We start from the raw sequence: 24,401 nt of genomic DNA, 5'->3' as shown, positions 1-24,401 counted from the left end.
AGTTCTAAGTTGTAAACGACATGACCCATTGAATGAATTCTAGATTATATTTCAGATCAAAAGATAACATGCTCATACGAAATGAGCTATCACCCTATCCTATTGATAACAGGAGGACATATCATGTCTATTTCTCAAACGATTGATCCTTTATTAGAGCGCTTTGCTACTTATTTCTCGGAGGAATATTCCAAAACGACTGACCGTTCCAAGTCAATACTCGATTTTATTACAGGTGAGACGGATCAACTGCCAGATATGATGCGGAGTTCTAATATTCGCTCGTACCTCACGATGGATACGTTATCGAAGCTTTCGAAAAAGAAATATGGGGATGCTTTCTACCGTGCTGCTGCTCTGGTACTATATGTATCGAATGATTGGAATCATTTTTATTATGGTAACTGGTATGTGATGGAGATGATGCTAGGAGAAAGCATTAAGAATGCTACATTGGCAGGGAATTCCACCTCTCAGTTAAATGAAGACCACGCGGTGCAAGTGCTCGGATTGATTGCTCGTTATAGTGGCGAAGAGGTGATACATCGCGCATTTGAATTTTTGATATCCAAAAGTCATCTCTATGCACCGGATGCCAAGCCTAAACACCAGTCAGAGCTTGTATCACGCCTGGATCACTCTGTTCAACTCTTGTTATTAATGCGCTACTATAGCAAGCATAATCCGGCTTACATAAATACATTGATCGATAAATTGCCACCATTATTACAAGCTTTGATGACGCACAATCAATCCACATTTGAATATGAACTGACTAAAGTATTGGTATTTCTGTTACCGACCACAACGCAAAGTAAAGATAATCCAAGTGAGCTGGATCTCAAGGAAGACTGGCTACAGGCAAGACGCGAGGCAGTCTGGAACAAAATGTTTCCAGAGCACCCCTTTGCTCAGGTGGCGAGTCAAATTAAACGTGAAGATCGTTATCGTGTGCTAGCTTATGTGAATATCGTCTTTTTCTACCTGCTGAAGCTATATGGTGGTAAAACGCAGCTACTCCAGCAGCAAGACCCCACAGTTACAGCGATATTGGATACACTACGCGCATTGCATGAAGCATTGCCACTGGAGATTCGTGAATCGTTAATGCAGCTGGAAGCGCGCAATACAAAAGCTAATACGGCTTTGGAAGGTATTTTACCATTGGATGAGCCATTTGAGCTGTTAGAGCTTATTCGTACGCAATCTCAACATTCAGTCGCATGGCAAGCCATCCGATCGGCTATAGCTGCTAATCCAGAGCGTGCCAAACGAGCTTATGAGCTCAGTAACAGTGCTTTTATTCGTGTATTGCTTCTTAAAATGCTGATGGATATCGGAGAGCTGGAACAGGACAATACCCTGCTGGAGCAATATGTGCTTGAGGCGCTGGAGGATAAGCACGAGAGCAATGGTGCTGGACACAAGCTGGCAAAGTATTTACGTGGCGAATTCAGAGTAGATAGTATGCACCGTGATCAACAAATGCGTATGTTATGGTCAGGGAAAAACGCTGATCCGAAGCTATTTAAAATGATGTATGTACTATCATACTTGCCTGCTGAGTCAGAATTAGTAAAGCGCTTTTTTATTCTGATCACACAGCCGGATGTGATTACGATGAATGTGCTATCTAATCTATATCGTTCGCCATTTTTCAAAGGGAGTCAGGTACTGGAAGCTTATCGGAATGATCCTGATATTGATACGGATCATTTGCTGAGTGAAATGCTATTGCTACAAGGACATCAGGAATATTATTATGTTTGGATTCCAGAGCAGGAATACCGCACATTGATTCGAGGCGATGTGGATCATGTGCTGAAGCAATATAACAAGCTGCTAGTTGATGGACGTGAGCTTGTGATTGACACGTTACTGAAAGAATCGCTGGATACGAAGAAGGTGGCTCAGGTGCTCAGTCTGGGTATGGGAGATAGCTCTAAGCGTATTAGTGGCTTTGCCCGCTCGGAGTTCGCCCGTCTTGCGAGTGCCGAGCTGTATACGGCTATCTATATGCTGGAGAAGAAGGCGAGCATTAAAGAAATGGTACTGAATGCCATTCGTAGCTTGCCGGATGCACGGAATATTTTTGAAGAGTTATTGAAAAAAGAAAAGTCCGAAGCGTCCCGTTCCTTGCTGCAAGTGTTGATTGATACTGCGGATCAAACTCCAGATGTCGCTCATGCTGCACTCGCAGAGCACGCAGATGTCAAAAAGCTGAAAAGTATCGAGTGGGTACCGGTGGATCAGCTACCCCAGCTAACGTCTATCAATGGAGAAAAGCTGGAGAATAATGCGAATCTCAAGCGCTATCTATTACTGCAATCGCTCGACTACAATAGTGCACCGAATGAGCGTCTGCGTGAGGTGGAGCAGTACGCATCGACGTCATCGCTGGCCGATCTATCCGCTGGTCTGGTGGAAGCATGGATTCAACAGGGGGCACCTGCGAAGGAGAAATGGGTGCTATACCTCGCAGCTCTATTCGGTGATCGTCGTCTGATCAGTCTACTGGGTGGTCAGATTAAAGAGTGGGCGGAGAACAGCCGTGGTGCCATTGCCGCAGAATCGGTACGTGTGCTGGCCTACCTTGCTGATCCAGCTGCACTTATGCTCATCGATAAGCTATCTCGTACAATCAAAAATCGTCAGGTCAAAACAGCGGCGATCGACTCTCTCCAGCTTGCGGCTGAAAATATGAATCTGACACCAGAGCAGCTTGCTGACCGCCTTGTCACTACACTTGGTCTGAATGATAAGGGCGAAATGCAGCTTAGCTATGGCGAGCGTACCTTTACGATTAAGGTGGGAATGGATCTACAGCTACGTGTGATCAATGAAGAGACAGGCAAAGCAGCTAAAAGTCTACCTGCTGCCAATCAGAAGGATGATCCTGAGCTGGCAAAAGCAGCCAAGGCTACGTTTACACAGCTCAAAAAAGACCTCAAAACGATGGTAACACTACAATCACAGCGTTTGGAGGAATCGCTATCCAAACGTAGATTGTGGACGAGTGAAGAATGGAAAGCGTTATTTGTAGATAACATTATTATGCGCCAATTTGCGATTAGTCTTGTATGGGGCGTATATAAAAATGATGAGCTGACAGATACATTCCGGTACATGGAGGATGGAACGTTTAACACTGTCGATGAGGATGAATACGAATTGATAGATGAAATGCAGATTGGTCTCGTACATCCATTAGAGCTATCAAGTGAGCAGATTGCAGCTTGGAAAAGTCAGCTTGAGGACTATGAGATCATGCAGCCGTTCAAGCAATTGGATCGCCGTACGTATACGCTTGAAGAGGAACAGGAGAACGAGCGTGAGTGGGCAGGACTGCCCAAGGAGGAGTACTCGCCAACTGGCTTCCCGAATGCATTGGAACGCTATGGCTGGTACAAGGGACGTGCAGAGGATGGGGGCTTTTACAGAGAATTGTTCAAGCAATATGACGGTATCGTGGCTGAGCTGGAATTCAGTGGCGCAAGCATCAGTTATTATGAAGGCATGGACGATGTTACGCTGGAAAGGCTTCGATTCCTGCCTACCGAAGATAAAAGCACATGGTATAAGGATTATTCCAATGATACCAGCCTGCTTCTGAAGGATGTACCAGCTCGTTTGTTTAGCGAAACGGTATATGATATTTTGCGCGCGACAGGACAGGCAGATGAATAGACGCTGGAGGTGAATGCGAGGATGGAGTCCTTTGTGACACGCCTGAATACTTTTATCGATGGCTGTACCGAGGATTATCTGATCCGGTATGCCAACAAAGGGCTCTATAATCGGGCAAATAAAGATATCGATAAAGGCATAACCGTACAATATACGTGGACGGAGCAAGAAGCTGTACAATGCATTTTGAGTGATGAGCATATCGTGCAGCTGACCGACGATATGGAGCGATGTACTTGCAATTGTCCTGCTGAGCAGCTATGTAAGCATATATTAATTGCTATTTTGTATGAACAGCGTCACCATTTGATCGGTGCTGGTGCTGGTGCTGGTGCTGGTGCTGGTGCTGGTGCTGGTGCTGGTGCTGGTGCTGGTGCTGGTGCTGGTGCTGGTGCTGGTGCTGGTGCTGGTGCTGGTGCTGGAAAATTGTCGGATGCATCTGGTGTAGAAGTCGAAGATGAGCAGAATGAAGCTACTATAGATATCGCAAATGATACCGCGTCTGCACATCAATCGGATACCAACGATCCATCAGAACGAGCAAACCCAGCAAACCCAGCCTCTGTTTCCAACGGATTCGCCTGGATGACAGATAAGCCATTATCGGAGCTATTAAGCGGCTTTACTCATGCCCAGCTGGAAGAAGTGGATTTTCGACTTGGGTTACAGGAGTCAATTAAAGTAACACACGATACATTGCTCACCGTACGTTTAGAGCGTACAGGGGTGGATGTTTCGTTTCAACGTGATAAGGCTGATCCAGCAGCAGCACTGTGCTCTGTGAAAACAAAGGATGCCCCTATTTACCGATTGGAGGCACTGCTTCGTTATCGTCAGCAGCACGGGATCGATGACCAGCTATCGTTAGAACAGCATATGTACACGTTCTCCGATCATCCGCAGGTGCTTGAGGAAGCCCAGCAACTATTTCGTGAAATGCTACTAACCGGACTGGCAAGATTACCAGAAACGGTCACTGCTCGTCTGGAAACGCTAGCGATTACAGCGCGAAGTGAAGGGATGCCTAATCTGGAGCTACTGTTACGTGGGATTCAGGGAGAACTAGAGTTGTTTTTTGCTCGCCATGTGCGTTTTCAAATAGGAATTTTACGCACACGTCTGATGGAGGCATACCTTTATCTGGAAGCATGGCAGCAGGAGATTGGTGCTGCTCAGCGTGCACGTTTGGCAGGGAGCTTCCGTAGCAAATATTATACGGTAGCAAAGCTCGACCTGTATGGCATCGGTGCCGAGCCCTGGGAAACGCGGTCGGGGTATCGGGGCATTACCTGCTATTTATATTGCCCGACTGAGCGGCGTATTTACACGTATACGGACACGCGTCCGGTATATTATGAATCCACTACATTTAATTATGAAAAACAGTATCAACAGTCTGTAGCATGGCGCCATGCCTTATCCTTACAGCGATTCATTCGTGGACAGTGGTCATTCCGTATGGTGAAGATCAATCGAGATCATCGTTTGTCGACAGGAGAGGTTGGAGCTCTGGAAGAACAGCCACGTCAGCCTGTAGAGGCTCTCGATTTTGCTTCCTATGAGCTGGGTGCTGATGCTGATTCTATGGTGAGTGCGACCAGGACACTAGCTATACAGCCATCTTTGTTTGGTGAAAATATTAGACAGTTATTGATGCTAGCTATCGCTCGAGTAGAATCTATCCAATTCGACCGTTTATCTCAAACTACACAAATAAACGTGATAACTGAAGCAGGAGAGCTGCTGGCATTCACACTGCTTGATCATCCCGAATGGCGCCAGCAGCTACAGCGCGTGGAGCGTAGTGAAGCGATTCGTAAGCTGGAGCATTTCCGAGCCCTTGTGCAGACAGATGGACGTCAGTTTTACCCTATTAGCTTTCTACAAGAGGATCGTATGCTGAATTTGCTGCTAGATCAGTTGTAGAGACTCGATTAGGTAGCCGTGCTCTACTTGGTTAGCTGAAATAATGATCGATAAGGCATATCTGTGTGATTTCTATTTAATGATCAATAGAATGCGATAGGTATAGATTATAGACTAGATAGAGGTGTAGGGAGGTAGTGTCATGAATCCGGCTGAACAACTACTATCCGAGCTGACCTCGTGGTTAGATAGTGTATTACTACGTGGTCTGGCACAGCTGCGGCTGGACGATCTGCCAGAGCTGGAGCGTCTAATCCGTTCTGCCCAGCGGTTAGGTATGGATACACTGGTAGAGCTGTTAACTAGGCAAGCTGAGCATATTCGTCAGTATACCTTTCAGCCATCTGAGCCAGAGCCGGAGGAATGGATCGGAAACTTCTTCCGTCTGGCAGCTTATGCAAAAATGGCGATATAAAATGGTTAATGCAAAATAACATGGATGCAGTAGAAATAACTTTACTGCAATACAAATAACGCTACTGCAATAGAAACAACGTTAGTGTAATCGAATTAGTACTGGTGTAATCAAAATAACGAATCATCTAAAGAATAGCCAAAAAGGAGATACGGACATAATCGCCGTATCTCCTTTTCTGTTGTAAGCAAAGAAGGATGAAGTACATAACAAAGTATTTTTAATTACTCATGTGCTCACATTCACCCAACAAAGCAGTATGACACGGTTTACTTTTGCAAAGGAAAACTACACAGAGGATGATTCAAGAAAATGTATCGTTTTACCATGGACTGTTGTGCCTACGTATGAATACGTATGGTGATTTATCTTTACGCAGATCGACTCTAGCGCAGAGCAGATATCTTAGATATTGATCCTACATATCTTAACGCATCCTCTGTGCTATCCTATAGCACCCTAATACAAGCCTGCCTTCAATGTTCAGTTCATGCCGCATCGATTCATCTATTTCTCATCATTCAATGAATCGGTAGCCGCTGTGGACAGTGCATCAGACTCCGACCATTTTTGCTCATTATGCTCCGACGGAGCATCCCCATCGGGTACAGGCACAGGTGTAACTCCATAACGCGCCAGTGCGCGAAGGGCAGTGTCCTGCATACGCTGTTTGAAGTCATCGCCCTCTATAATTTGGACGCGTTTGCCGAGGAAGCGCAGGCGATTCAGCACATATTCCCGTTCGCTATTCGTAAATCGCACATAGATTGAATAGGACTGCTCCTGTTCATCAAAGCGCACGCGTTTATCAAAGCAGGAGAAGGCATGCAAAATACGTGTAAGCTCCTTGTTATAAATAGGCAGTACCTGAATCGCGATCTCATGCCGTTCGGTCTGCATATGTCGCTCCATTCGCTGGCTGACCGCATCATATTGCTGCTCTGTTATCGATTGTTCGGTGACTTTATACATATGCTTGAGACGCGTTGTCATCGGTGCAGAACGGTGCAGGTTGAACCAGTACATATACCACTCCTGACGTGCTGCCGAATATTCGAGCTTCCAGGGTACACCAAGCTCTGGATTCATATGTTGCCCGTATTTGTTATGACGCTGGAGTAGAACGCCTTGCCGCTTCCGCATAATTCGACGAAGTGGAATGAGCAGTTCAGGGAAGTCAGTATGCTGGCTAGAAGCTGCCTTTTCGACGATAACCTCGTGTACACTCGGCACCTCATCGTGCTCCAGTCGTTGCTGCAAACGATTCAGTGTCGATTCCTCCAATGCCAGCTCTGCCGCTGTACTGGACAGCATCAGCTTGAGCCAGGATCGCTCCTGTGAGGTCAATGTGAAAATCTGTTGTTCCTCCAGCCGGGAAGCAAGCTGATAGCTGAAAATTTTTTCAAATGGATTCATAGTAACCAGCCAGCTCCTTCCATTCCTCAATCAATGAGTTACGCAGTCCAACAGGCTCCAGTACCTCGCAGGAGGAACCAAAGCTACGTAGCCACGGTCGAATCTCTACCCAACCATTCACCTCAATCTCAAATATAAAGCTTGTCTCATCCTCTTCGGTAATGCTTCCCCATTGTCCCTGCATAGCTACGCGTTCACGAATAAAATCATACTGCGTATCTGGCTTGAAAAAGCGAGCCTTTACCTTGACCACATCACCTGTATCCACGAGCCAGCTATAACGAATTTTGCTATCAACACGAGCGCGACGCTCCTGAAATAGAGTGGATTCAACTACTTCTTCTCCAGCGATATCAACGATTCCATCCATTCGGAATTTGACGATCCGTCCACCTTCAAGTGTACCGAGCAGATACCAGCGTCCATACTGATGATCGTAAATGATGCGTGCGGGTAAGACACGCTTGCGCAGTTGCTCCTGTCCACTGCTAAATAACGGATTCGTACTGCGCGCCCCATAGGTGCGTTTACGACTTGGCGAATAATATTGAAAGGAGACGTACCGCTGCTGTTCCACCATACTTAATAGCGCAGAGAGATGAGCTTCATCCAGAATGCGCGCTTCATAATGGTAGCGATAACAAAATGGCTCTAACAGCGCGTCATCCCAATCCGTTTCGGAAATAGCTGCGCGTAGAGCAATTTTCAGATTATCGCGCAGTAGATATCCCTGTACGGATGGAATACGTGTATGTGCCATCACATCGACAAATTCATACACATCCAGTAGCTCGTCCACAGATAGCTGCTCGATCAGATCATGATTAAGTCGGTAGCGATACGGTCGTCCGCCTGGCTCACGCCGCACCACGCCGATTTCCTCCAGATATCGCAGATCAGAGCGAATCGTCTTTTCATCTGGCGGTGCTGGGGCATAATCGGCAAGCTGTTCATCGCATAGCTCCAGTAGCTCGGATGCTGTATGAGCTTGCTGCTGTAATGCTGTCAGCAAGATCGGAAGGCGACGACTTTCCGATTCCTTCATTGATTTGGCACGGAATAAGAACATCAGCACCGGCTCAGCAGAATCTGTATAGCGATATCCGAATAGCTCGGTCAGATCATTCTCACCATTAAGTTCTTTGAGCCGCCGAATCGTTTTATCAAATGTATGTACAGAAATCCCCAGTCGCCCAGCAAACTGCTGACGATCAAACGCATCTCCAGTTAACGCGAGCAGACGGAGAAACTGAATTTCTTTATCAAAACTTTCTTTTGCCATGATGATTGGCCTCCTAACTCGCACATCTTGCTTTTATATCTGTACTACTTCATTAAGCTATTGTTATATTGTAGCATCAATTGACAAAGTAGCTAGTCTGCATCGATAGCCGACTTGATGCGAGGCAAGCTGGTACAGTTTGAATGACGCTCTGCCTGTAGAAGAAATCCGAACACTCCAGATTATAGAATATGAAGCGGTCTACATTTCATCTTTTTATATAATCAGCAATTCGCCATACTTTCGCCCTGTTGATGTCATCGCATCCATGAGAAGATAGGTTCAACAAAGGAACGGTGCACCACACAGTGCACCGAACAACATATCCGAGGCGCCTGAAAGGGTTACTTCGACTGTTAATCGACCGGTCGCCGGTTCGAATCCGGCTTCTGCCGTTCATGGCAGAATAGCTCAGTGGTAGAGCGGTACCGTACCTTTTCACCACTTTCCTCGGATATGTTCCTTATCATTGTGAATCTCAAGAGTTATGAGCATCATTCTATATCTTTGAAAAATAATACATCCATATCCGAGGCGCCTGGAAGGGTTACTTCGAATCTAATCGACAGGTCGCCGGTTCGAATCCGGTTTCCGCCGTTCATGGCGGAATAGCTCAGTGGTAGAGCGGTAAAAAACCTTTCCACCCTTTTCCTCGGATATGATTTTATAGCATGTAGGATAAGAGTATTTCTGTATAGTGGATGAGTTGTAGCGTATATAGCAAGGCACATAAGTAATACTACCAAATATCATAACGAGCAATAAATTATACTATTTTTAATTCTAGTAACAACGTATAAAAGAATTTTAAATGAAGAGTAACTATTAAGGAAAAGTAGCAAATACAGATAAGCACATACTAAGCTGTAAACGAAGTAAACCGAACGCTCGCCATCCACTATACAGAAATGCCTCTCATCATCCTGAGTATGAAATGAGCATTAACCGAACGCTATGGGATGATCAGCTTGCGATGACCAGCTCGCCTGCACATTATAAACGGATAGAACCTGCAAGGCATCGCACAGAGTAACACAATCAAGAAAATAACCCAACTAAGCTCTACCATGATAAATGTGAATATCAACAACATAAGTAGGATTATGAACAACGATAAGCACCAGAATCGGCACCAGCCTCAATTACCTAACGTAAACGAACCAATCCAACACCCGTAAAAAAGGAGGAACGATCATGAGCCAGGCTAAAAAATTATTCGACCGTCCAACCCCATCCATCTCTAACCGTGAAGGGTATAAAGCTTACAATCGCAGCGTAGAAGAGGAGTATATTCAGCTCCTGATGACCAATACATTTGCCAATACATTTTATGCGGATAGCAATCAGCTTATCGCTGAAGCGCGTAGTATGCATGAGATGATGCTGGAACTGGACGCCGAGTTTATGGCACGTGCATTAGTATTTGCTCGTAACGAAGGCTTTATGCGGATGCAGCCATTATTTGGATTAGCATTATTGTCCAAAGCACGTCCTGATCTATTTGCCGCTGTATTTGACCGCGTTGTGCGTATTCCGTCGGATCTGGCTGATTTTCTGACCATTTTACGTGGAATGGGACGTGGACAGGGAGGACGTGCGGTGAAGCGTCAGGTGAACCGTTTCCTAGCTGGAGTTAGCGAATACTGGGCGCTCAAATACAATGGTCGCGGTCGTGGCTTCAGTCTTGGCGATGTCATCGCGACTGCACATCCAAAGCCGCAGAACGAGCAGCAACGCCAGCTATATCGCTATTTATGTGGACAGAACGCCGATTTGACAGGTCTTCCACAGCTACAAGCACTGGAACAGCTCAAACAGGCAAAAACAGACGAGGAGCGCCTGCAACAGATTCGTGCAGGTAAGCTACCCTATGAAACGGTCACCAGCACACTTCAACCAAGCCGACGCGTTTGGATTGAACTCATGCAGCAAATGCCTGCTTTTGCACTGCTGCGTCATCTGAATACATTGCATCGTCAGGGTGTATTCAACGGGGCAGGTACGCATAAAGCACGCAAGCTGAAAACACAACATATTGACTATATCCGTTCTCGTTTGCATGATATTGAAGCATTGCGTAAGGCGAAAATTTTACCATTCCGATTTGCACGTGCCTACCGTGAGATGGAGTTGCCGGAGCTGCGTAATATTCTTGCCGAGGCGGTAGAGCTGAGCTTTAATAATTTGCCAAGCATGCCAGGACGAACAGCTATTTTTCTCGATATTTCCGGTTCGATGAGTGGAGAATATTTGCAGACTGGCTCGATCTTTGCACTTGCGCTGTATAAAAAAACGAGCGGTAACTCGCTATTCTGGACATTTGATACACTGGTGCAGGATGCATGCCCTTCGCATAACGAGAGCATTATGAAGCAAGCCGAACGCATTCATGCACGTGGCGGTACAGATACAGGAGCGCCAGTGCGCGAACTGATCCGTCAAAAGTATAAGGTTGACCAGATTATTATGATTACGGATGAGCAGCAAAATACAGGTAGTCCATTTTATAGAGAGCTGCAAACGTATCGTCATAGTGTAAATCGGGATGCAAAAGCGTTCATTATCGATATCGCACCTTATCGTAGCGCGATGACACCACCGGAGGATATGAATACTTTCTATGTATATGGTTGGAGTGATACCGTGTTGTCATTTATCGCGCAGGCGTCGCGAGGCTTTGGTGGAATGGTGAACACGGTACAGCAGATTGAGCTGGAAGTGGATTCCTTGTAATTGTCCTAACGTATACAATGATAACCTGCTAGCATTGCAAAAAGCTCGCACCTATCTAATCTGATGGGTGCGAGCTTTTTTAATAATCAAATTAAGAAGCTGTTCCGGTTACGTTACTACCATTTTTCGTAATTTTATACGTTACCGTTTCACCGCTCCAGAAGTAGAATTTCAGATTAACGACACCGTCCTGTGTTTCATTAAACAGAGCAGGCTGGAGCTTGATCGAGTTGCCGCTGTAATTCGGACTAAAGGTTGTTTCGAACTCTTTGTAGGATGTCCAGTTTTGCGGGCCAGCGTTGCCGCCGTTAGCATAGGTTGCTTCCATCGTCGCCAGCTGATCGCCATTAAATGTAGTCGGGATACTAAACGAGCTTGTTGTACCCTGTGTGCTGGACAGCTTTGGTGTAGAGTACAGAATAACCTTGAACTTCCAGTCTACCCCCTTGTTAAACTTGGCTGTTAATGTAGCCGCTGTACCGAGCTGACCGGAAGCTGTAAGCTTGGAGAGCTGGCTTGCCTTGATCGTTAGTACATTACCGTTAATCGTATAGTCTGTGCCTTGTTGCAGTACCGTATTGCCTGCACTCAGGGAGGAGAACTGATTGCCATTCAGATTCAGATTAATCTGTTTATCTGTCACAGTTGCTCCTTTTTTCAGGTAGATTAGATCACTATCCGCAGTAGCGGAGCGTGTATTCCAGCTTGTTTTAATCATATTGAACAGCTCTGGGTCTGACCATTGGAAGCTAGTGCGTCCAAAATGCTGTCCATTGTCCCACAGCATCGTAGCGATTTTCTTTTGCTTGGTGTAATAACCGAGATACTCGAAAAACTTCAGCTTTTCGCCTTGTTCGATCACACCGGTGCTTTTATCAAATCCGAGCAAGCCATATTCGCCCAGAATGACTGGAATGCCGCGCGCAGTAAAGGTGTTATACACATTATCAAATGTAGTCGTCACATCCTGCTGTACCTCGCTATTGAATTTAGTATAACCAGCGATGTTGACGCTAAATGGCCAGAAGCCGTAGTAATGCACCGTGGCGATCAGGTTGCTATCATTAAGCCTGGTCATTGTGTTGTACAGCGCCGTCATACGAGTCTGTGTTGGCGATGCTTCGAGTGTGGATAGGACGAGTGGACGTGTCGCATTTTGCCCACCGGAGCTACGCAAAATTTTGTGGAAGGACACATTTAGCTCATCGAGTAGCTGTTGCTGCTTGCCTTCATCTGTTGTACCACCATCTGTGAAGCGTGGCTCGTTCACACTTTCAAACATTAGCTTGGTGGATGTATTTTTGAAACGATTCGCGATTTGCGTCCAGACGGCATTATACCGTGCCAGTGTCGCATCATGCTGAGATTCCATTTTACTAATCCATACCCAGGAGTCGTGATGCACATTGATCATAACGTACAGATTCTCATTCAATGCCCAGTTCACGACTTCTTCCACACGATTCAAGTAAGTAGCATCGATGGTGTAGTTAGGAGCAGCACCGATGTGGGAATCCCAGGTCACAGGAATACGGATACTTTTGTAGCCTTGCGCGGCGATTTGTTTGATCAGGGATTGCGTGACACGTGGATTGCCCCATGCTGTTTCATCTGCACCGACAGAGTCGAGCGAGTTCCCGAGATTCCAGCCCGGCTGCATCGCATCGACATAAGACTGCATGTTAGCCGCAGCAGCGACAGCAGTTTGCGGCTGATCCGTTTCTTCCGCGCTTGCTGCGGAGGTGAATGAAGCAGGAAGAAGAGAGAGTAACAGTGCGGTAGCCATAGTGAAGGAAAACCAAGCTTTGTACCTGCGTTTAGTCATCATATTCTCCTTTGGCATCGTTATTTTTAATATTGAAAGCGCTTTCTGATTTATAAAATATCATACTAATTATTTAAATAACACCTAAAAAATTACAGATAAATTCATGTGGAAATTAGTGATTTTCCATATAACATACAAATATATAATATATAGGAAATTGAAGATGGAGAATGATTTAGCAGAAGTGGAGTAGGGATGAGTAGTAGGTAGGAGATAATATGGGATGCAGAATTTTGCAGTTATGAAGGCGAGTGTACGAGTGTATGAATGAAGTTGGATGAAGAGGGGAAAGTGAAGAAGAGTAGAGTAAACAGATGAAGCAAGTTGAAGAGAAGTAAGTAGGAGAGACGATGAAAATGATAAGAATTAGGAGGAGCAGGAGCGTTAAGAGGAGCTAGAAGAACTACAAGAACTACAAGAACTACAAGAACTACAAGAACTACAAGAACTACAAGAACTACAAGAACTACAAGAACTACAAGGTCATTTTATACGGTAATATGTTCTGTTCCATTACACGTCCCAGTGCTTGATCATACCTGTTTACTATCCTGTATAGAATCTAGCCCGATATCAATTAAACGCTCAAATTGTACTTATGTACGACGGTATCGTGCCATGTGAAGCCGCATTCCTGCGCCCAGCAATACGGCATGTCACATTGGAGCTATGTCTACGATCTGTTTCAAGTGAATGATACTGTTCTTTTGGCTGCTTGCCCTCATCTTTATATGAATCTAAGACAAATGCAGATTAAAGAAACATCACCATAAGCTCCTCATCGTGATAAGCATCATCGATTTTGAGCGCACGCCAATCTTTGCCATAGCCTTCAAAGCCGAGCGCCATGTATAGACGCTTTGCGGGCTCATTATGAGCCATCACGGACAGATAGATTTGCTCAATTCCGCCCAGCTCACGTGCTAGATCGATGGCCTGCTCAAGCAACCGACGACCAATGCCGGAGCCGCGATGCTCTGGACGTACATACATCGCTACGATGTTCGCTCGATGCTTGAGCTTGGATTTTTGCTCTGGAATGAGTGTAACTGTACCGATCAATAGCTCATCCAGCCAGGCGCCAAGTGTGAATTTATCCTCTGCACTTAAACGCTTATGAAACCGATCAATCGGCCATGCTGATTCTTCTTCATAGCTCGAAGCAAACGCTTCCGGGTATTGCTCCAGTGCTTCCAGTCGTAGCTTCCGATACGCCTCCGCATGACTGGAATCCAATAGATGGATATTCATTATAAACCTCCTTTGATCCGCAACAAAGATGGAATTCGTAAACCAATCTCTCTTATTATAGCCTGCCGATTCGGTGTTGTCTGCGTTGATTATGATCCATCATAACGAAATTCCACCACAAAGACAAAGAGCCACCGCTATTTTCAAGCGATGACTCTCTATTTACGTCGATTTATATCGTAGCTGTTGCTTTATACGATCAATCTATTTTAAATGATAAAGCGTTCAGCAAGATCGATATATTTTGATAAAGCATCCCAGTTTAGGGTTGATCAGGTTATCAACTTATTGGAAAATACCTGCTTTTTTAGAAGTGGCTTTAATACCGTTGGCATCATTTACTACCGTATTACCAAACGTAGTCAGGCTACCATTCGGGCCTGTGGCTAGATCGAGATAGCTCAGATCACTATTGTTACCATACCAGGACCAGGCGAGCCAGCCTACTCCTTTTTGTTGTCCGTAACGCATGATCGCCAGCTCATCCACATCTCCATTTGTGTGCTGTCCGCCAAATTCACCGATGATCAGTGGCAGACCTTTATTGAGCACGCCCTCCATATTGGCTTTGACCATCGCATCGGTCCCACCTGCATACTCATACATATGGATCGAGAAAACCGTGTTTTTTAACGAGTCCGCTGCAAATACACTTTGTCCATAATCAACGATCGATTGTGGATATTGACCCCAGCCGGCTGCGTCAACAATCAGCGTATTTTTGATACCCGCATTACGGAGCTTTGGAATCGCCTGTTTGTAGCCATCTGCCCATGCGCTTCCATTCCATGTGCCATACCATTCGTTGGCAATGTTGACGATAACGCGATCCTCTTTACCGATCAGCGCATCCTTGATGCTGATCCAGTAATTGACTGCGGCATCGAGCGAAGCGTAATCGTCCTTGCCTGTTGCATCATGAACCTCCAGTACTGCGATCATTTTGTTCTGATTGACGAGAGAGATGATATTTTTGACGGAGTTTACATCATCCCTGGTGTACTGCACGCCATTCGATAATACGATACGTACCGTGTTGGCGCCTGTTTTGGCAATTGCAGGGATCGCTGCATTCAGGTCATTTTTGAACCAGGTGTGCGAATGATTCACACCACGCATCACAAAAGGCTTGCCTGTAGAGTCATATAATTTGGTACCGCTTACATAAAAGCCTGTAGCAGCTGAAGCTTGACCAGTCAGTCCAGCCCATCCATACATCGCTAACATAAACACTAAGGTCGACAGTATTCCCTTGCTTAGTCGCTTTTTCATACATCAGCCTCCGGTTGTTGGTTTTATTTATTTTAACCTGCGGCAGCGCTGCATATGCATAGTGCAAATAGGCTGGCCAGCCATGCGCTTCGCAAGGCTAAAATCATGCTGGGTGGTAAGAAAATTAAACTGAGAGAGTGGAAAATCAAAAGTCCAGGGTTCAAAACAGAACGAGTTCGAAAATATCCCATTTTATATAAATAAAAGAAATATTATACAGTTAAAAGTATTGAAAAATATAGCGACTCTTCATCAAGCAGGCCGCGTTTTTAAGTTGAATGATCTTCATTTTTGGTGCTTGTAAAGCTTTGAGCTTTTAAAATCTTTGTGCTTTTTAAATCTGTATGCTTCTAACCGATATACATGATGCTATTTTTCAATCCATTGAAACTGCACCTGCCGACTACGTTTGTAATCGGGAGGGCAGATGGTTTTTAAATGAAGATGTACGGTCTATAGCTTACAGTAATGATTGTACAGAGTTGCGATAGATGATTTTGCCTTGAACGAGTACGCGACCGAAACGGGTTTCGGGTGAGCGAATTTTTTTGATCATAGATTGGACGGCAGTGAACGCCATCTGGTGAATATCGACCTCTACAGTAGTCAGATGGGGCTCGGATAAAGTGGCATAGATATCATTATCGAACCCGACGACAGAGCAGTCTGCGGGTACGCTGTAGCCTTTAGCTTGCAGCTTTTGTAAGAGCAGATGCGCGACCTGATCGCAGTTGCATACGAAGGCAGACGGCATCGGATCAGGCAACTCCAGCTCCAAGAAGGTGCCCTGCTCATCGCGGTCGCTTACAATCCACTGTGGCTTCAGCTCTAAACGATGCTCCAGCAACGATTTATAGTAGCCGAGAAAGCGATCTTGAATGCTACTGGTGGAATACAGATTGCCGACATAAGCGATATCGCGGTGTCCCTGACGAATGAGTGAATTGGTCAGCTCATAAGCACCGTAAAAGTTGTCCGTGATGATCGCATCGATATCGGAATGCTCATCATAAAAGTCGAGAAACATTTTCGGCTGTTCAATCTGCTCGATAATCTCGATATATTCCTTGCTCACCTGACCGAGCATAATAAAGCCATCGACCTTTTGCTCATGATAGATACGAGGCAGATTAAGCTGAGCCTCGTCCTGACGACTTAAAATGTGCAGGATGCCATAATAATTATGCTGCTGTAGAGCGACTGCAATCTCCTGATATAAACGCAGATAAAAGGTTTGTGTCGTATCGGTAAATCGCTCGGGGATGATAACACCCACATTATACGTAAGCCCTTCACGCATCGATTTGGCAACCGAATTGATTCGGTAGCCCATTTCCCAGGCAGCAAGCTTAATCTTTTCTTTTAGCTCGTCGCTCACGCCATCTTTATCGTTTAATGCTTTGGATACCGTAACACTGCTAACTCCCATTTTCAGGGCAATATCGCGCATGGTGATATTTTTATTCATTTCTCATCTCCTGGGCTTGTCTAGGTTAACTGCCGTCCGCAGCCAGGCATACGTATCGCGTACTGGAATAGATCCAGAGCAGTGCGTATGCCGTTCAACGCTTGCGATAATAACAACAGTATAACGTTTCGCTATCTACTAATAAAGAGATGGCGACTTACGGTACGGCAAGCGTCCTATTCAGCCGGAGCAAGAGTGGAGGCAAGTAGCTGCTCGTTACGCTCAATCAGCTCGCCCCGTTGCTTTGCACAATCAAGTGAACGCAGTGGATCAGCAGGCGTATGGAAGGCATAATCGACCAGTCGCTCAATCGTTGTCGTTGCCACATGAATCCGCGTATCACTGGATGCATAATAAATGAACACCTGACCCTGCTCGTTCACCACCGCACCATTGCAGAAAATGACATTCGATACATCGCCGACACGCTCTGCATCATAGGGAGCGATAAAATGTCCACCTGGCTTCGCGATAATCTCAGCCGGATTATCCAGACTCGTTACAAACACATACAGCACATAGCGCAAACCTGCGGCTGTATTACGCACCCCGTGGGCGATATGAATCCAGCCGCGATCCGTTTTGATCGGAGCGGGGCCCTGACCATTTTTCGTTTCATAGACAGTATGATAACGGCGCTCATCAATGACCGTTTCATGATCGATAACTGGATTCGTAATATCCTCGCAGTAGCCGAACGCAATGCCGCCGCCAGAGCCAGTAGAGATGAAGCCATCCTGTGGACGAGTATAGAAGGCATATTGACCATTAACGAATTCTGGATGCAGCACGACATTGCGCTGCTGAGGGGAGGATGTCGTAATATTCGGCAGACGCTCCCACGTTTTCAGATCACGGGTACGTACCAGACCTGCCTGTGCAACTGCACTTGACGTATCATGCGCTGGTGCTGCCGGATCTTTTTGCTCGGAGCAGTAGATGCCATAGATCCAGCCATCCTCATGCTTGACGAGTCGCATATCATACATATTTGTTTCATTTGGATCGATATCGTCCCAGACGAGCGGCTTGCCGACAAAGCGGAACCCATCGATTCCATTGTCGCTCTCCGCCAGTGCAAAAAAGGATTTACGATCCAATCCTTCTGTACGCGAGACGAGTATATACTTCCCTTCATGATAAATCGCACCTGGATTCAGCGCTGCATTCACGCCGAGGCGCTCCAGAAATAACGGATTCGTCTCTTTATTCAAATCAAAGCGCCAGTGCACCGGCACATGATGGCGTGTGAGTACAGGATAACGATACCGCTCATAGATGCCATTATAAAATGATGAATCCACTCCATTACTACGCTCGATCAGTTCCTGTTGTCTGGCTGCATAGACAGCATATTGCTCATGAATCATTGCTCATTCATCCTCTCTAGAAGTTCAATACAAAAACGACTGTTATGATAAGGGCATTTCCACATGCCAGCAATCTCGCGTGTGCCGGGTTGCCCGTCATCTCCAACTGACCAGAACCACTCGCTACCCGGGCGTGAATCAATCATATAGTTACGAGTATAACTCCATAGTCCAGCAACCTTTTCCAGAAAAGCAGGATCGCTGGTACGCTGATATGCATTGTAGAATCCAACCATCGCTTCGGCTTGCACCCACCAGATGCGTGCCGTATCGATATGATCCTGTTCTTGCTCGTTCATGAGTGAGCCATCCGCTTGAATAGCATATTCTGCTATGCGATTAGCCAGACCCATTACCATATCCACATAGGAGGGCTGTTCACCATCGATCACACGCATCGCATCATCGATCAGCCAGCTTGCTTCAATATCATGTCCAAATGACGTGAGATCGATTAACGAATTCCAATTCCGATCGAAAAATACATTCAAACGGCGCTTCTGCTCATCATACATATGCTCTCGCAAAATAAGCAGCAGACGTTCCAGTGCAGCCTTAACCTCGGCATTCGGCCAGATTCGATAAAGTGTGGTGTACGCTTCCAATACATGAATATGCGTATTCATTGTAATATCTGCAATCACGCCATTTTCACTGAGCATCTCATTCGGCTGCTCCTGCCAGAAGCGATCAAATTCCTCCCGATACGCTCCGATAGTCGCATCGTAACCCGTCGTTTCGATCAAATGAAACAAGCTGATCGCCTGCTCCCGTGCAGCTTCTACCGCAGTAGCACGATAGTATTCGCTGAGCGCATAAACGGCAAAAGCCTGATTGTATACATGCTTACGTGTATCCAGTGGCTGACCTGTATAATCTACCGACCAGTAGATTCCTTGATGCTGCTCATCCATCAGCGCTCCGGTTAAAAAGCGATACGCATGATGCGCATGCTCGGCAAGCTGTGGATCGCCAGTCACTCGATAAGCAGCTGCGAACGACCAGAGTAATCGCGCTGTAGCGATGCCACCCTTCGGATATTCACGCATATGCTCCAGCTCATAATTTACTTCTCCATAGTATCCGCCATACTGCTCATCCCTGAGCTTCATCCAGAAGGGAAGGATATGCTCCAGCCATTCCTGCTTGATTTCAGCGCGTAGTTGCTCGGTTGATAGGATTGTCACTAGCACACCCTCATTCATAACTTTATCGTTTACTTTATAATCCAATATAATAACACCGTAAAAGGAATGTCAATTGAAAAATAAAGAAGTGGAACGAAAGAGGTTAAAAATAGACAAACAAAATAAGCATTGACTAGAAAGCGTTATCATTATAGAATCCATTTGTAACCTAATCGATTAGGTTAAATTAAGTAACGAGATAGGAAAGGGGATTAACATGAAGATGCGCAAATGGATAATCGGTGCAGTAGCCGCTGTTCTCGCCACTTCGCTCCTTAGTGGATGCGGTAGCAGTAGCTCAGAAGCTGATAATGATCCAACTAAGATTGCTGGCGAGATTACAGTCATTACACAACGAACAGATATCGTAGATACGGTCTTTCAAGATTACGCCAAGGAATTTGAAAAGCTGTATCCCGATGTAAAGGTTAACTTTGAAGCATTATCGGATTACGAGGGTCAGATCAAAGTACGGATGAGCACGAAGGATTATGGAGATGTACTGCTCATTCCGACTAGTATCCCGATCAAGGACATTCCTGATTTCTTCGAGCCGCTCGGTTCCTATGATGAAATGAAGGAGAAATATACAGGCATTGAGGAACGGATGGTGGATAATCAGGTGTACGGCATCCCGGTGGCCATTACATATTCGGGAATCATTTATAACAAAGCCGTATTCAAGCAAGCAGGCATTACGACAATCCCGAAAACACCTCAGCAATTCATGACCGCCTTGCAGCAGGTGAAAGCCAAAACGCAGGCAGTGCCACTCTATACAAACTACGCTTCCGGCTGGGCGTTGACCCAGTGGGAATCGGATCTGACAACGGTAGCTGGCGATCCAGACTATGTGAATCTGAAGCAGCCTGCGTCAAATGATAACTTTGTAGCCGGTCAGCCGCATTATGATCTGTACAAAGTAATGTACGATGCTGCCAAAAATGGTCTGATCGAAAAAGACCCGACGACGACCGATTGGGAAACTTCCAAAGCCGACCTAGCTAACGGCAAGATCGCCACGATGGTGCTCGGTTCCTGGGCAATCGATCAGGTAAAAGGGCTGGCAACGAACAAGGACGACATCGGCTTTATGCCATTCCCAACCGATGCGTCCAAGGTGATTGTACCGCTCGCGGCTGACTACAATCTGGCGATCAATGTGAATAGTGAAAACAAAGCGGCTGCACGTGCATGGGTGGACTGGTTTACGAACAAGTCTAATTATGCGGTAGAGCAGGCGGGCAGCATCAGCCCGGCGAAAGGCGCAGCATTGCCTGCGATTTTGAAAGATTACGAGAAGGATGGGGTTGAATTCAAAACGATCACGCCTGCTAAAGCTGGCGAAGAGGGACTTGTCGATAAGATTGATAAAGAAGGTGAAATCGGTCTGTGGCAGCCTGACTTCAAAAAGCGCATTATTGAAGCGGCAATCGGAAATACGAATGAATCGTACGATGACATTATGAAATCGCTAAATGAGGCATGGACAAAAGCCAGAGCAGCGGTTGCACAATAAAACGGCTGCCAGCAGCGGAGCATGACGGAGAGGGCATAGTGTCCTTTTCCGTTCTTTCCGTCTGCATGTGCATGCACATGTAAGCCAGGCTGGAGGTAATAGAGTTGAAATTTTCTAATCTTAGTTATGCAAATCAGCGCAAGTTTATTATCGTTGGTTTCTCGGCATTGCCGCTATTATTGCTAATAGTGTTCTCGTACTTGCCTGTAATCAATATGTTCAAATATAGCTTTACCGATTGGAATGGCTACAGCAAGCATATGGATTATATCGGCTTCAAAAATTACACTCGTATCTTCACCGAGCCAGAGTATTTTTCGGTATTTAAGGTGAGTCTGTACTATTTCTTCGCTACCTTTGTACAGATGGGCTTGGCGCTTTATTTTGCAACGATTCTTAGCTTTAGCGTTCGCTTCAAAAATCTATTCAAAGGCGTGTTGTTTTTCCCCTACATGCTGAATGGAGTCGCAATCGGCTTTATTTTCTTATTCTTTTTCCGTCCGGACGGTACGCTCGATACGTTGCTACACGCACTGGGCTTAGGTCAGTATGTACAGCTATGGCTGGGTAATCCAAATATTATTAACTATTCGCTTGCCGGAGCATCTGTATGGCGCTATATGGGCTTTAACTTTATCATTTTCCTCGGTGCGATCTCCTCGATTGACCGGGATGTGTATGAAGCGGCAGATATTGATGGAGCGAATCGCTGGCATCAGTTCCGTCATATTATTTTGCCGAGTATTCAGAAGATCGTGCAGCTAAATATCATTCTGGCAATCAGTGGTGCGATTAGTGCCTTTGATATTCCATACATTATGGTGGATGGCTCGAATGGCAGTGAAACCTTTGTTATTCAGACGATCAATCTAGCATTCAAATACAGCAAGCTGGGTCTGGCTTCAGCACTGGCAGTTGTGCTGCTAGTTATCGTCATTCTCGTTACGCTGCTACAGCGCACCCTGATCAAGGAGGATCGTTAACTTATGCACACACTCAAATATTCAACGATGTCATTTCTCAAATACGCTTCCCTGATCCTCGGTGCGCTGGCTGCACTGCTGCCGATCATCGTCGTCTTTTTTGCTTCCTTCAAGACGAAGCAGGAATATGCGGCAACCAGTCCGCTGATGCCGCCGACCAACTGGTTCAACTTTAGCAATTACACGAAAGCCTTTGTCGATGGCAAAATGTTACTTGGCTTTGGCAATACCGCCTTTATTCTGGTCGTATCTATCGTTGGCGCGACCTTGCTCGGCTCGATGATTGCCTTTGTACTCAATCGTTTTAAATTCCGTGGCAGTAAGCTGATTATGGCGGCATTCCTGCTGGCAACGCTCATTCCGAGCGTAACGACACAGGTGGCGACATTTCAGATCGTCAATGCACTGGATCTGGTAAATACACGCTGGGCAGCGATTATTTTGTATCTGGGAACGGATATTATCGCGGTCTATATTTTCTTGCAATTTCTTGATTCGATCTCTACTGCACTGGATGAATCCGCCATGCTGGATGGAGCATCGTATTTTACGATCTATTGGAAAATCATTCTGCCTCTGCTCAAGCCAGCGATTGTAACAGTCATTATCGTGAAGGGCGTTAACATTTATAACGATTTCTATACGCCATTTCTGTATATGCCCAAATCTGGCTTACAGGTCATATCGACCGCGTTATTCAAGTTTAAGGGGCCGTATGGCTCGCAATGGGAAGTCATATGCGCAGGCATTATGATTGCGATTATTCCGACCTTGATCATTTTCTTGATTTTGCAAAAGTATATTTATAACGGTTTTACGAACGGTTCGGTCAAGTGATCGGCTGTTCCAACCTTGTTTGGACATGTAGATAAGTGAGATCGACTGTAGTTGCTATAAGTAGACAAAGGAGATCAACTGAAGTTGCTATTCGTTTACTTCAACGCTACAAGTATAAGAATGGGATGACTCAACAATCATTCAACCGCTATACCACACTCATCTTTTATAAAGACAGGAGAGAACATCATAATGACTAACCTTACACAACGTATCCATATCATCGGTGCAGCACTGCCTAACCTGCCATGGCAAAACAAGCCGGAGGGCTATGAGTTTCCAGTCTGGCGCCATAGCGATAATCCGGTAATTAACCGCAACCCGGTCAAAGGAGTAGCGCGTATTTTTAACAGTGCCGTTGTGCCTTATGAGGGTCGATTTGTCGGTGTGTTTCGTGCAGAGACAACGAATGGACGTCCGCATCTTCATCTGGGCTGGAGTGAGGATGGATTGAGCTGGCGGATTGAAGAAGAGCGCATTAACTTTGTCGATGAGCAGGGCGAATCCTTTCAGCCAAATTATGCCTACGATCCGCGTGTCGTGCGTGTAGAGGATACGTATTATGTGATCTGGTGTACTGACTTTTACGGTGCTGCTATTGGCTTTGCCAGCACGAAGGACTTCCAAACGTTTACTCGTCTTGAAAATCCGTTCTTGCCGTTTAACCGCAATGGTGTGCTGTTTCCGCGCAAGATTAATGATAAATTCCTGATGCTATCGCGTCCGAGCGATAGCGGACATACTCCATTTGGCGATGTGTTTCTAAGCGAAAGCCCGGATCTAGTGCACTGGGGTAAGCACCGTCATGTGATGGCGAAGGGCGGTCAGGGCTGGTGGCAGGCTGTGAAAATCGGCGGCGGCCCAGCACCGATCGAAACGAGCGAAGGCTGGCTGATGTTCTATCACGGTGTGACGGGCACCTGCAATGGACTCGTCTATAGCATGGGCGCTGTGATTCTGGATCGTGATGAACCATCTCGCGTGAAATATCGTGCATCGACATTCGTACTCACGCCGGAAGAATGGTATGAGGAACGAGGCTTTGTAGCGAATGTTGTATTCCCATGCGCCACGCTACATGATGCGGAGACAGGACGGATTGCTATTTACTACGGCGCAGCCGATACGTATGTGGGCGTAGCCTATACCACAGTAGAAGAGATCGTTCAATATACGATCGATCATCATGAAGAGATTGGAGATGATGGCACGATCGGTCGTATGTGA

Annotated in this window: 16 protein-coding genes and 1 tRNA gene; 9 read left to right on the top strand and 8 right to left on the bottom strand. The window is 45.9% G+C overall.

What is annotated here, in order from left to right; all coding sequences use genetic code 11:
• The first annotated feature begins 123 nt into the window (after positions 1–123).
• From SK066_RS13560 to SK066_RS13550, 3 genes are all read left to right on the top strand, one after another.
• Positions 124–3,687 (top strand): DUF4132 domain-containing protein, encoded by a 3,564-nt coding sequence (locus SK066_RS13560; protein ID WP_320541899.1) that lies wholly within the window; start codon positions 124–126, stop codon positions 3,685–3,687.
• A gap of 21 nt (positions 3,688–3,708) precedes the next feature.
• A complete protein-coding gene (locus SK066_RS13555) occupies positions 3,709–5,613 on the top strand; it encodes a hypothetical protein (protein WP_320541898.1) in 1,905 nt (634 codons plus the stop codon).
• Between the two features lie 142 nt (positions 5,614–5,755).
• Complete coding sequence (locus SK066_RS13550) at positions 5,756–6,028, top strand: hypothetical protein (protein WP_320541897.1); 273 nt, start codon at positions 5,756–5,758, stop codon at positions 6,026–6,028.
• A 507-nt stretch (positions 6,029–6,535) separates the two neighbouring features.
• Here SK066_RS13550 and SK066_RS13545 read toward each other — a convergent pair.
• On the bottom strand, positions 6,536–7,444 hold the full coding sequence (locus SK066_RS13545; protein WP_320541896.1) for a WYL domain-containing protein: 909 nt from the start codon (positions 7,442–7,444) through the stop codon (positions 6,536–6,538).
• Positions 7,431–8,726: a helix-turn-helix transcriptional regulator gene (locus tag SK066_RS13540; protein WP_320541895.1), complete on the bottom strand. Its 1,296-nt coding sequence runs from the start codon at positions 8,724–8,726 to the stop codon at positions 7,431–7,433. Before SK066_RS13540 ends, SK066_RS13545 begins: the two co-directional genes overlap by 14 nt.
• 330 nt (positions 8,727–9,056) lie before the next feature.
• Here SK066_RS13540 and SK066_RS13535 point away from each other — a divergent pair.
• Positions 9,057–9,121 (top strand) — tRNA-OTHER (locus tag SK066_RS13535).
• Between the two features lie 799 nt (positions 9,122–9,920).
• Positions 9,921–11,459 (top strand): TROVE domain-containing protein, encoded by a 1,539-nt coding sequence (locus SK066_RS13530; protein WP_320541894.1) that lies wholly within the window; start codon positions 9,921–9,923, stop codon positions 11,457–11,459.
• Positions 11,460–11,550: 91 nt separating this feature from the next.
• Here SK066_RS13530 and SK066_RS13525 read toward each other — a convergent pair whose 3' ends face one another.
• From SK066_RS13525 to SK066_RS13500, 6 genes are all read right to left on the bottom strand, one after another.
• Positions 11,551–13,284, bottom strand: coding sequence for a cellulase family glycosylhydrolase (locus SK066_RS13525; protein WP_320544885.1), 1,734 nt, complete (start codon positions 13,282–13,284; stop codon positions 11,551–11,553).
• Positions 13,285–14,040: 756 nt separating this feature from the next.
• On the bottom strand, positions 14,041–14,538 hold the full coding sequence (locus SK066_RS13520; RefSeq protein WP_320541893.1) for a GNAT family N-acetyltransferase: 498 nt from the start codon (positions 14,536–14,538) through the stop codon (positions 14,041–14,043).
• A gap of 285 nt (positions 14,539–14,823) precedes the next feature.
• Positions 14,824–15,810: a glycoside hydrolase family 5 protein gene (locus SK066_RS13515; protein WP_320541892.1), complete on the bottom strand. Its 987-nt coding sequence runs from the start codon at positions 15,808–15,810 to the stop codon at positions 14,824–14,826.
• Between the two features lie 460 nt (positions 15,811–16,270).
• Entirely contained in the window at positions 16,271–17,278 is a 1,008-nt protein-coding gene (locus SK066_RS13510; protein WP_188774979.1) for a substrate-binding domain-containing protein, read from the bottom strand.
• A 176-nt stretch (positions 17,279–17,454) separates the two neighbouring features.
• Positions 17,455–18,648 (bottom strand): glycoside hydrolase family 130 protein, encoded by a 1,194-nt coding sequence (locus tag SK066_RS13505; RefSeq protein ID WP_320541891.1) that lies wholly within the window; start codon positions 18,646–18,648, stop codon positions 17,455–17,457.
• Positions 18,645–19,760, bottom strand: coding sequence for an AGE family epimerase/isomerase (locus SK066_RS13500; RefSeq protein WP_320544884.1), 1,116 nt, complete (start codon positions 19,758–19,760; stop codon positions 18,645–18,647). Before SK066_RS13500 ends, SK066_RS13505 begins: the two co-directional genes overlap by 4 nt.
• 292 nt (positions 19,761–20,052) lie before the next feature.
• Between SK066_RS13500 and SK066_RS13495 the strand changes: the two genes are divergently transcribed.
• From SK066_RS13495 to SK066_RS13480, 4 genes are all read left to right on the top strand, one after another.
• Complete coding sequence (locus SK066_RS13495) at positions 20,053–21,354, top strand: ABC transporter substrate-binding protein (protein WP_320541890.1); 1,302 nt, start codon at positions 20,053–20,055, stop codon at positions 21,352–21,354.
• 104 nt (positions 21,355–21,458) lie between these two features.
• Positions 21,459–22,337 (top strand): carbohydrate ABC transporter permease, encoded by an 879-nt coding sequence (locus SK066_RS13490; RefSeq protein WP_320541889.1) that lies wholly within the window; start codon positions 21,459–21,461, stop codon positions 22,335–22,337.
• A gap of 3 nt (positions 22,338–22,340) precedes the next feature.
• Positions 22,341–23,174 carry a carbohydrate ABC transporter permease gene (locus SK066_RS13485; protein ID WP_188774975.1) on the top strand — a complete coding sequence of 278 codons (834 nt, stop codon included), beginning with the start codon at positions 22,341–22,343 and terminating at the stop codon, positions 23,172–23,174.
• Positions 23,175–23,366: 192 nt separating this feature from the next.
• Positions 23,367–24,401 (top strand): glycoside hydrolase family 130 protein, encoded by a 1,035-nt coding sequence (locus SK066_RS13480; RefSeq protein ID WP_320541888.1) that lies wholly within the window; start codon positions 23,367–23,369, stop codon positions 24,399–24,401.

The organism is Paenibacillus hunanensis, from assembly GCF_034055775.1.
Lineage (GTDB): Bacteria > Bacillota > Bacilli > Paenibacillales > Paenibacillaceae > Saccharibacillus > Saccharibacillus hunanensis.
The sequence above is the reverse complement of the archived record's forward strand: the minus strand, read 5'-3'. Positions and strand labels throughout refer to the sequence as shown.

Excerpts from the sequence above, each read along its gene's own strand:
- SK066_RS13515 (WP_320541892.1), bottom strand. The coding sequence starts at position 15,810 with ATGAAAAAGCGACTAAGCAAGGGAATACTGTCGACCTTAGTGTTTATG.
- SK066_RS13480 (WP_320541888.1), top strand. The coding sequence starts at position 23,367 with ATGACTAACCTTACACAACGTATCCATATCATCGGTGCAGCACTGCCT.
- SK066_RS13540 (WP_320541895.1), bottom strand. The coding sequence starts at position 8,726 with ATGGCAAAAGAAAGTTTTGATAAAGAAATTCAGTTTCTCCGTCTGCTC.
- SK066_RS13530 (WP_320541894.1), top strand. The coding sequence starts at position 9,921 with ATGAGCCAGGCTAAAAAATTATTCGACCGTCCAACCCCATCCATCTCT.
- SK066_RS13510 (WP_188774979.1), bottom strand. The coding sequence starts at position 17,278 with ATGAATAAAAATATCACCATGCGCGATATTGCCCTGAAAATGGGAGTT.
- SK066_RS13555 (WP_320541898.1), top strand. The coding sequence starts at position 3,709 with ATGGAGTCCTTTGTGACACGCCTGAATACTTTTATCGATGGCTGTACC.
- SK066_RS13495 (WP_320541890.1), top strand. The coding sequence starts at position 20,053 with ATGAAGATGCGCAAATGGATAATCGGTGCAGTAGCCGCTGTTCTCGCC.
- SK066_RS13560 (WP_320541899.1), top strand. The coding sequence starts at position 124 with ATGTCTATTTCTCAAACGATTGATCCTTTATTAGAGCGCTTTGCTACT.
- SK066_RS13485 (WP_188774975.1), top strand. The coding sequence starts at position 22,341 with ATGCACACACTCAAATATTCAACGATGTCATTTCTCAAATACGCTTCC.
- SK066_RS13545 (WP_320541896.1), bottom strand. The coding sequence starts at position 7,444 with ATGAATCCATTTGAAAAAATTTTCAGCTATCAGCTTGCTTCCCGGCTG.
- SK066_RS13525 (WP_320544885.1), bottom strand. The coding sequence starts at position 13,284 with ATGACTAAACGCAGGTACAAAGCTTGGTTTTCCTTCACTATGGCTACC.
- SK066_RS13550 (WP_320541897.1), top strand. The coding sequence starts at position 5,756 with ATGAATCCGGCTGAACAACTACTATCCGAGCTGACCTCGTGGTTAGAT.
- SK066_RS13505 (WP_320541891.1), bottom strand. The coding sequence starts at position 18,648 with ATGATTCATGAGCAATATGCTGTCTATGCAGCCAGACAACAGGAACTG.
- SK066_RS13500 (WP_320544884.1), bottom strand. The coding sequence starts at position 19,760 with ATGAAGCTCAGGGATGAGCAGTATGGCGGATACTATGGAGAAGTAAAT.
- SK066_RS13520 (WP_320541893.1), bottom strand. The coding sequence starts at position 14,538 with ATGAATATCCATCTATTGGATTCCAGTCATGCGGAGGCGTATCGGAAG.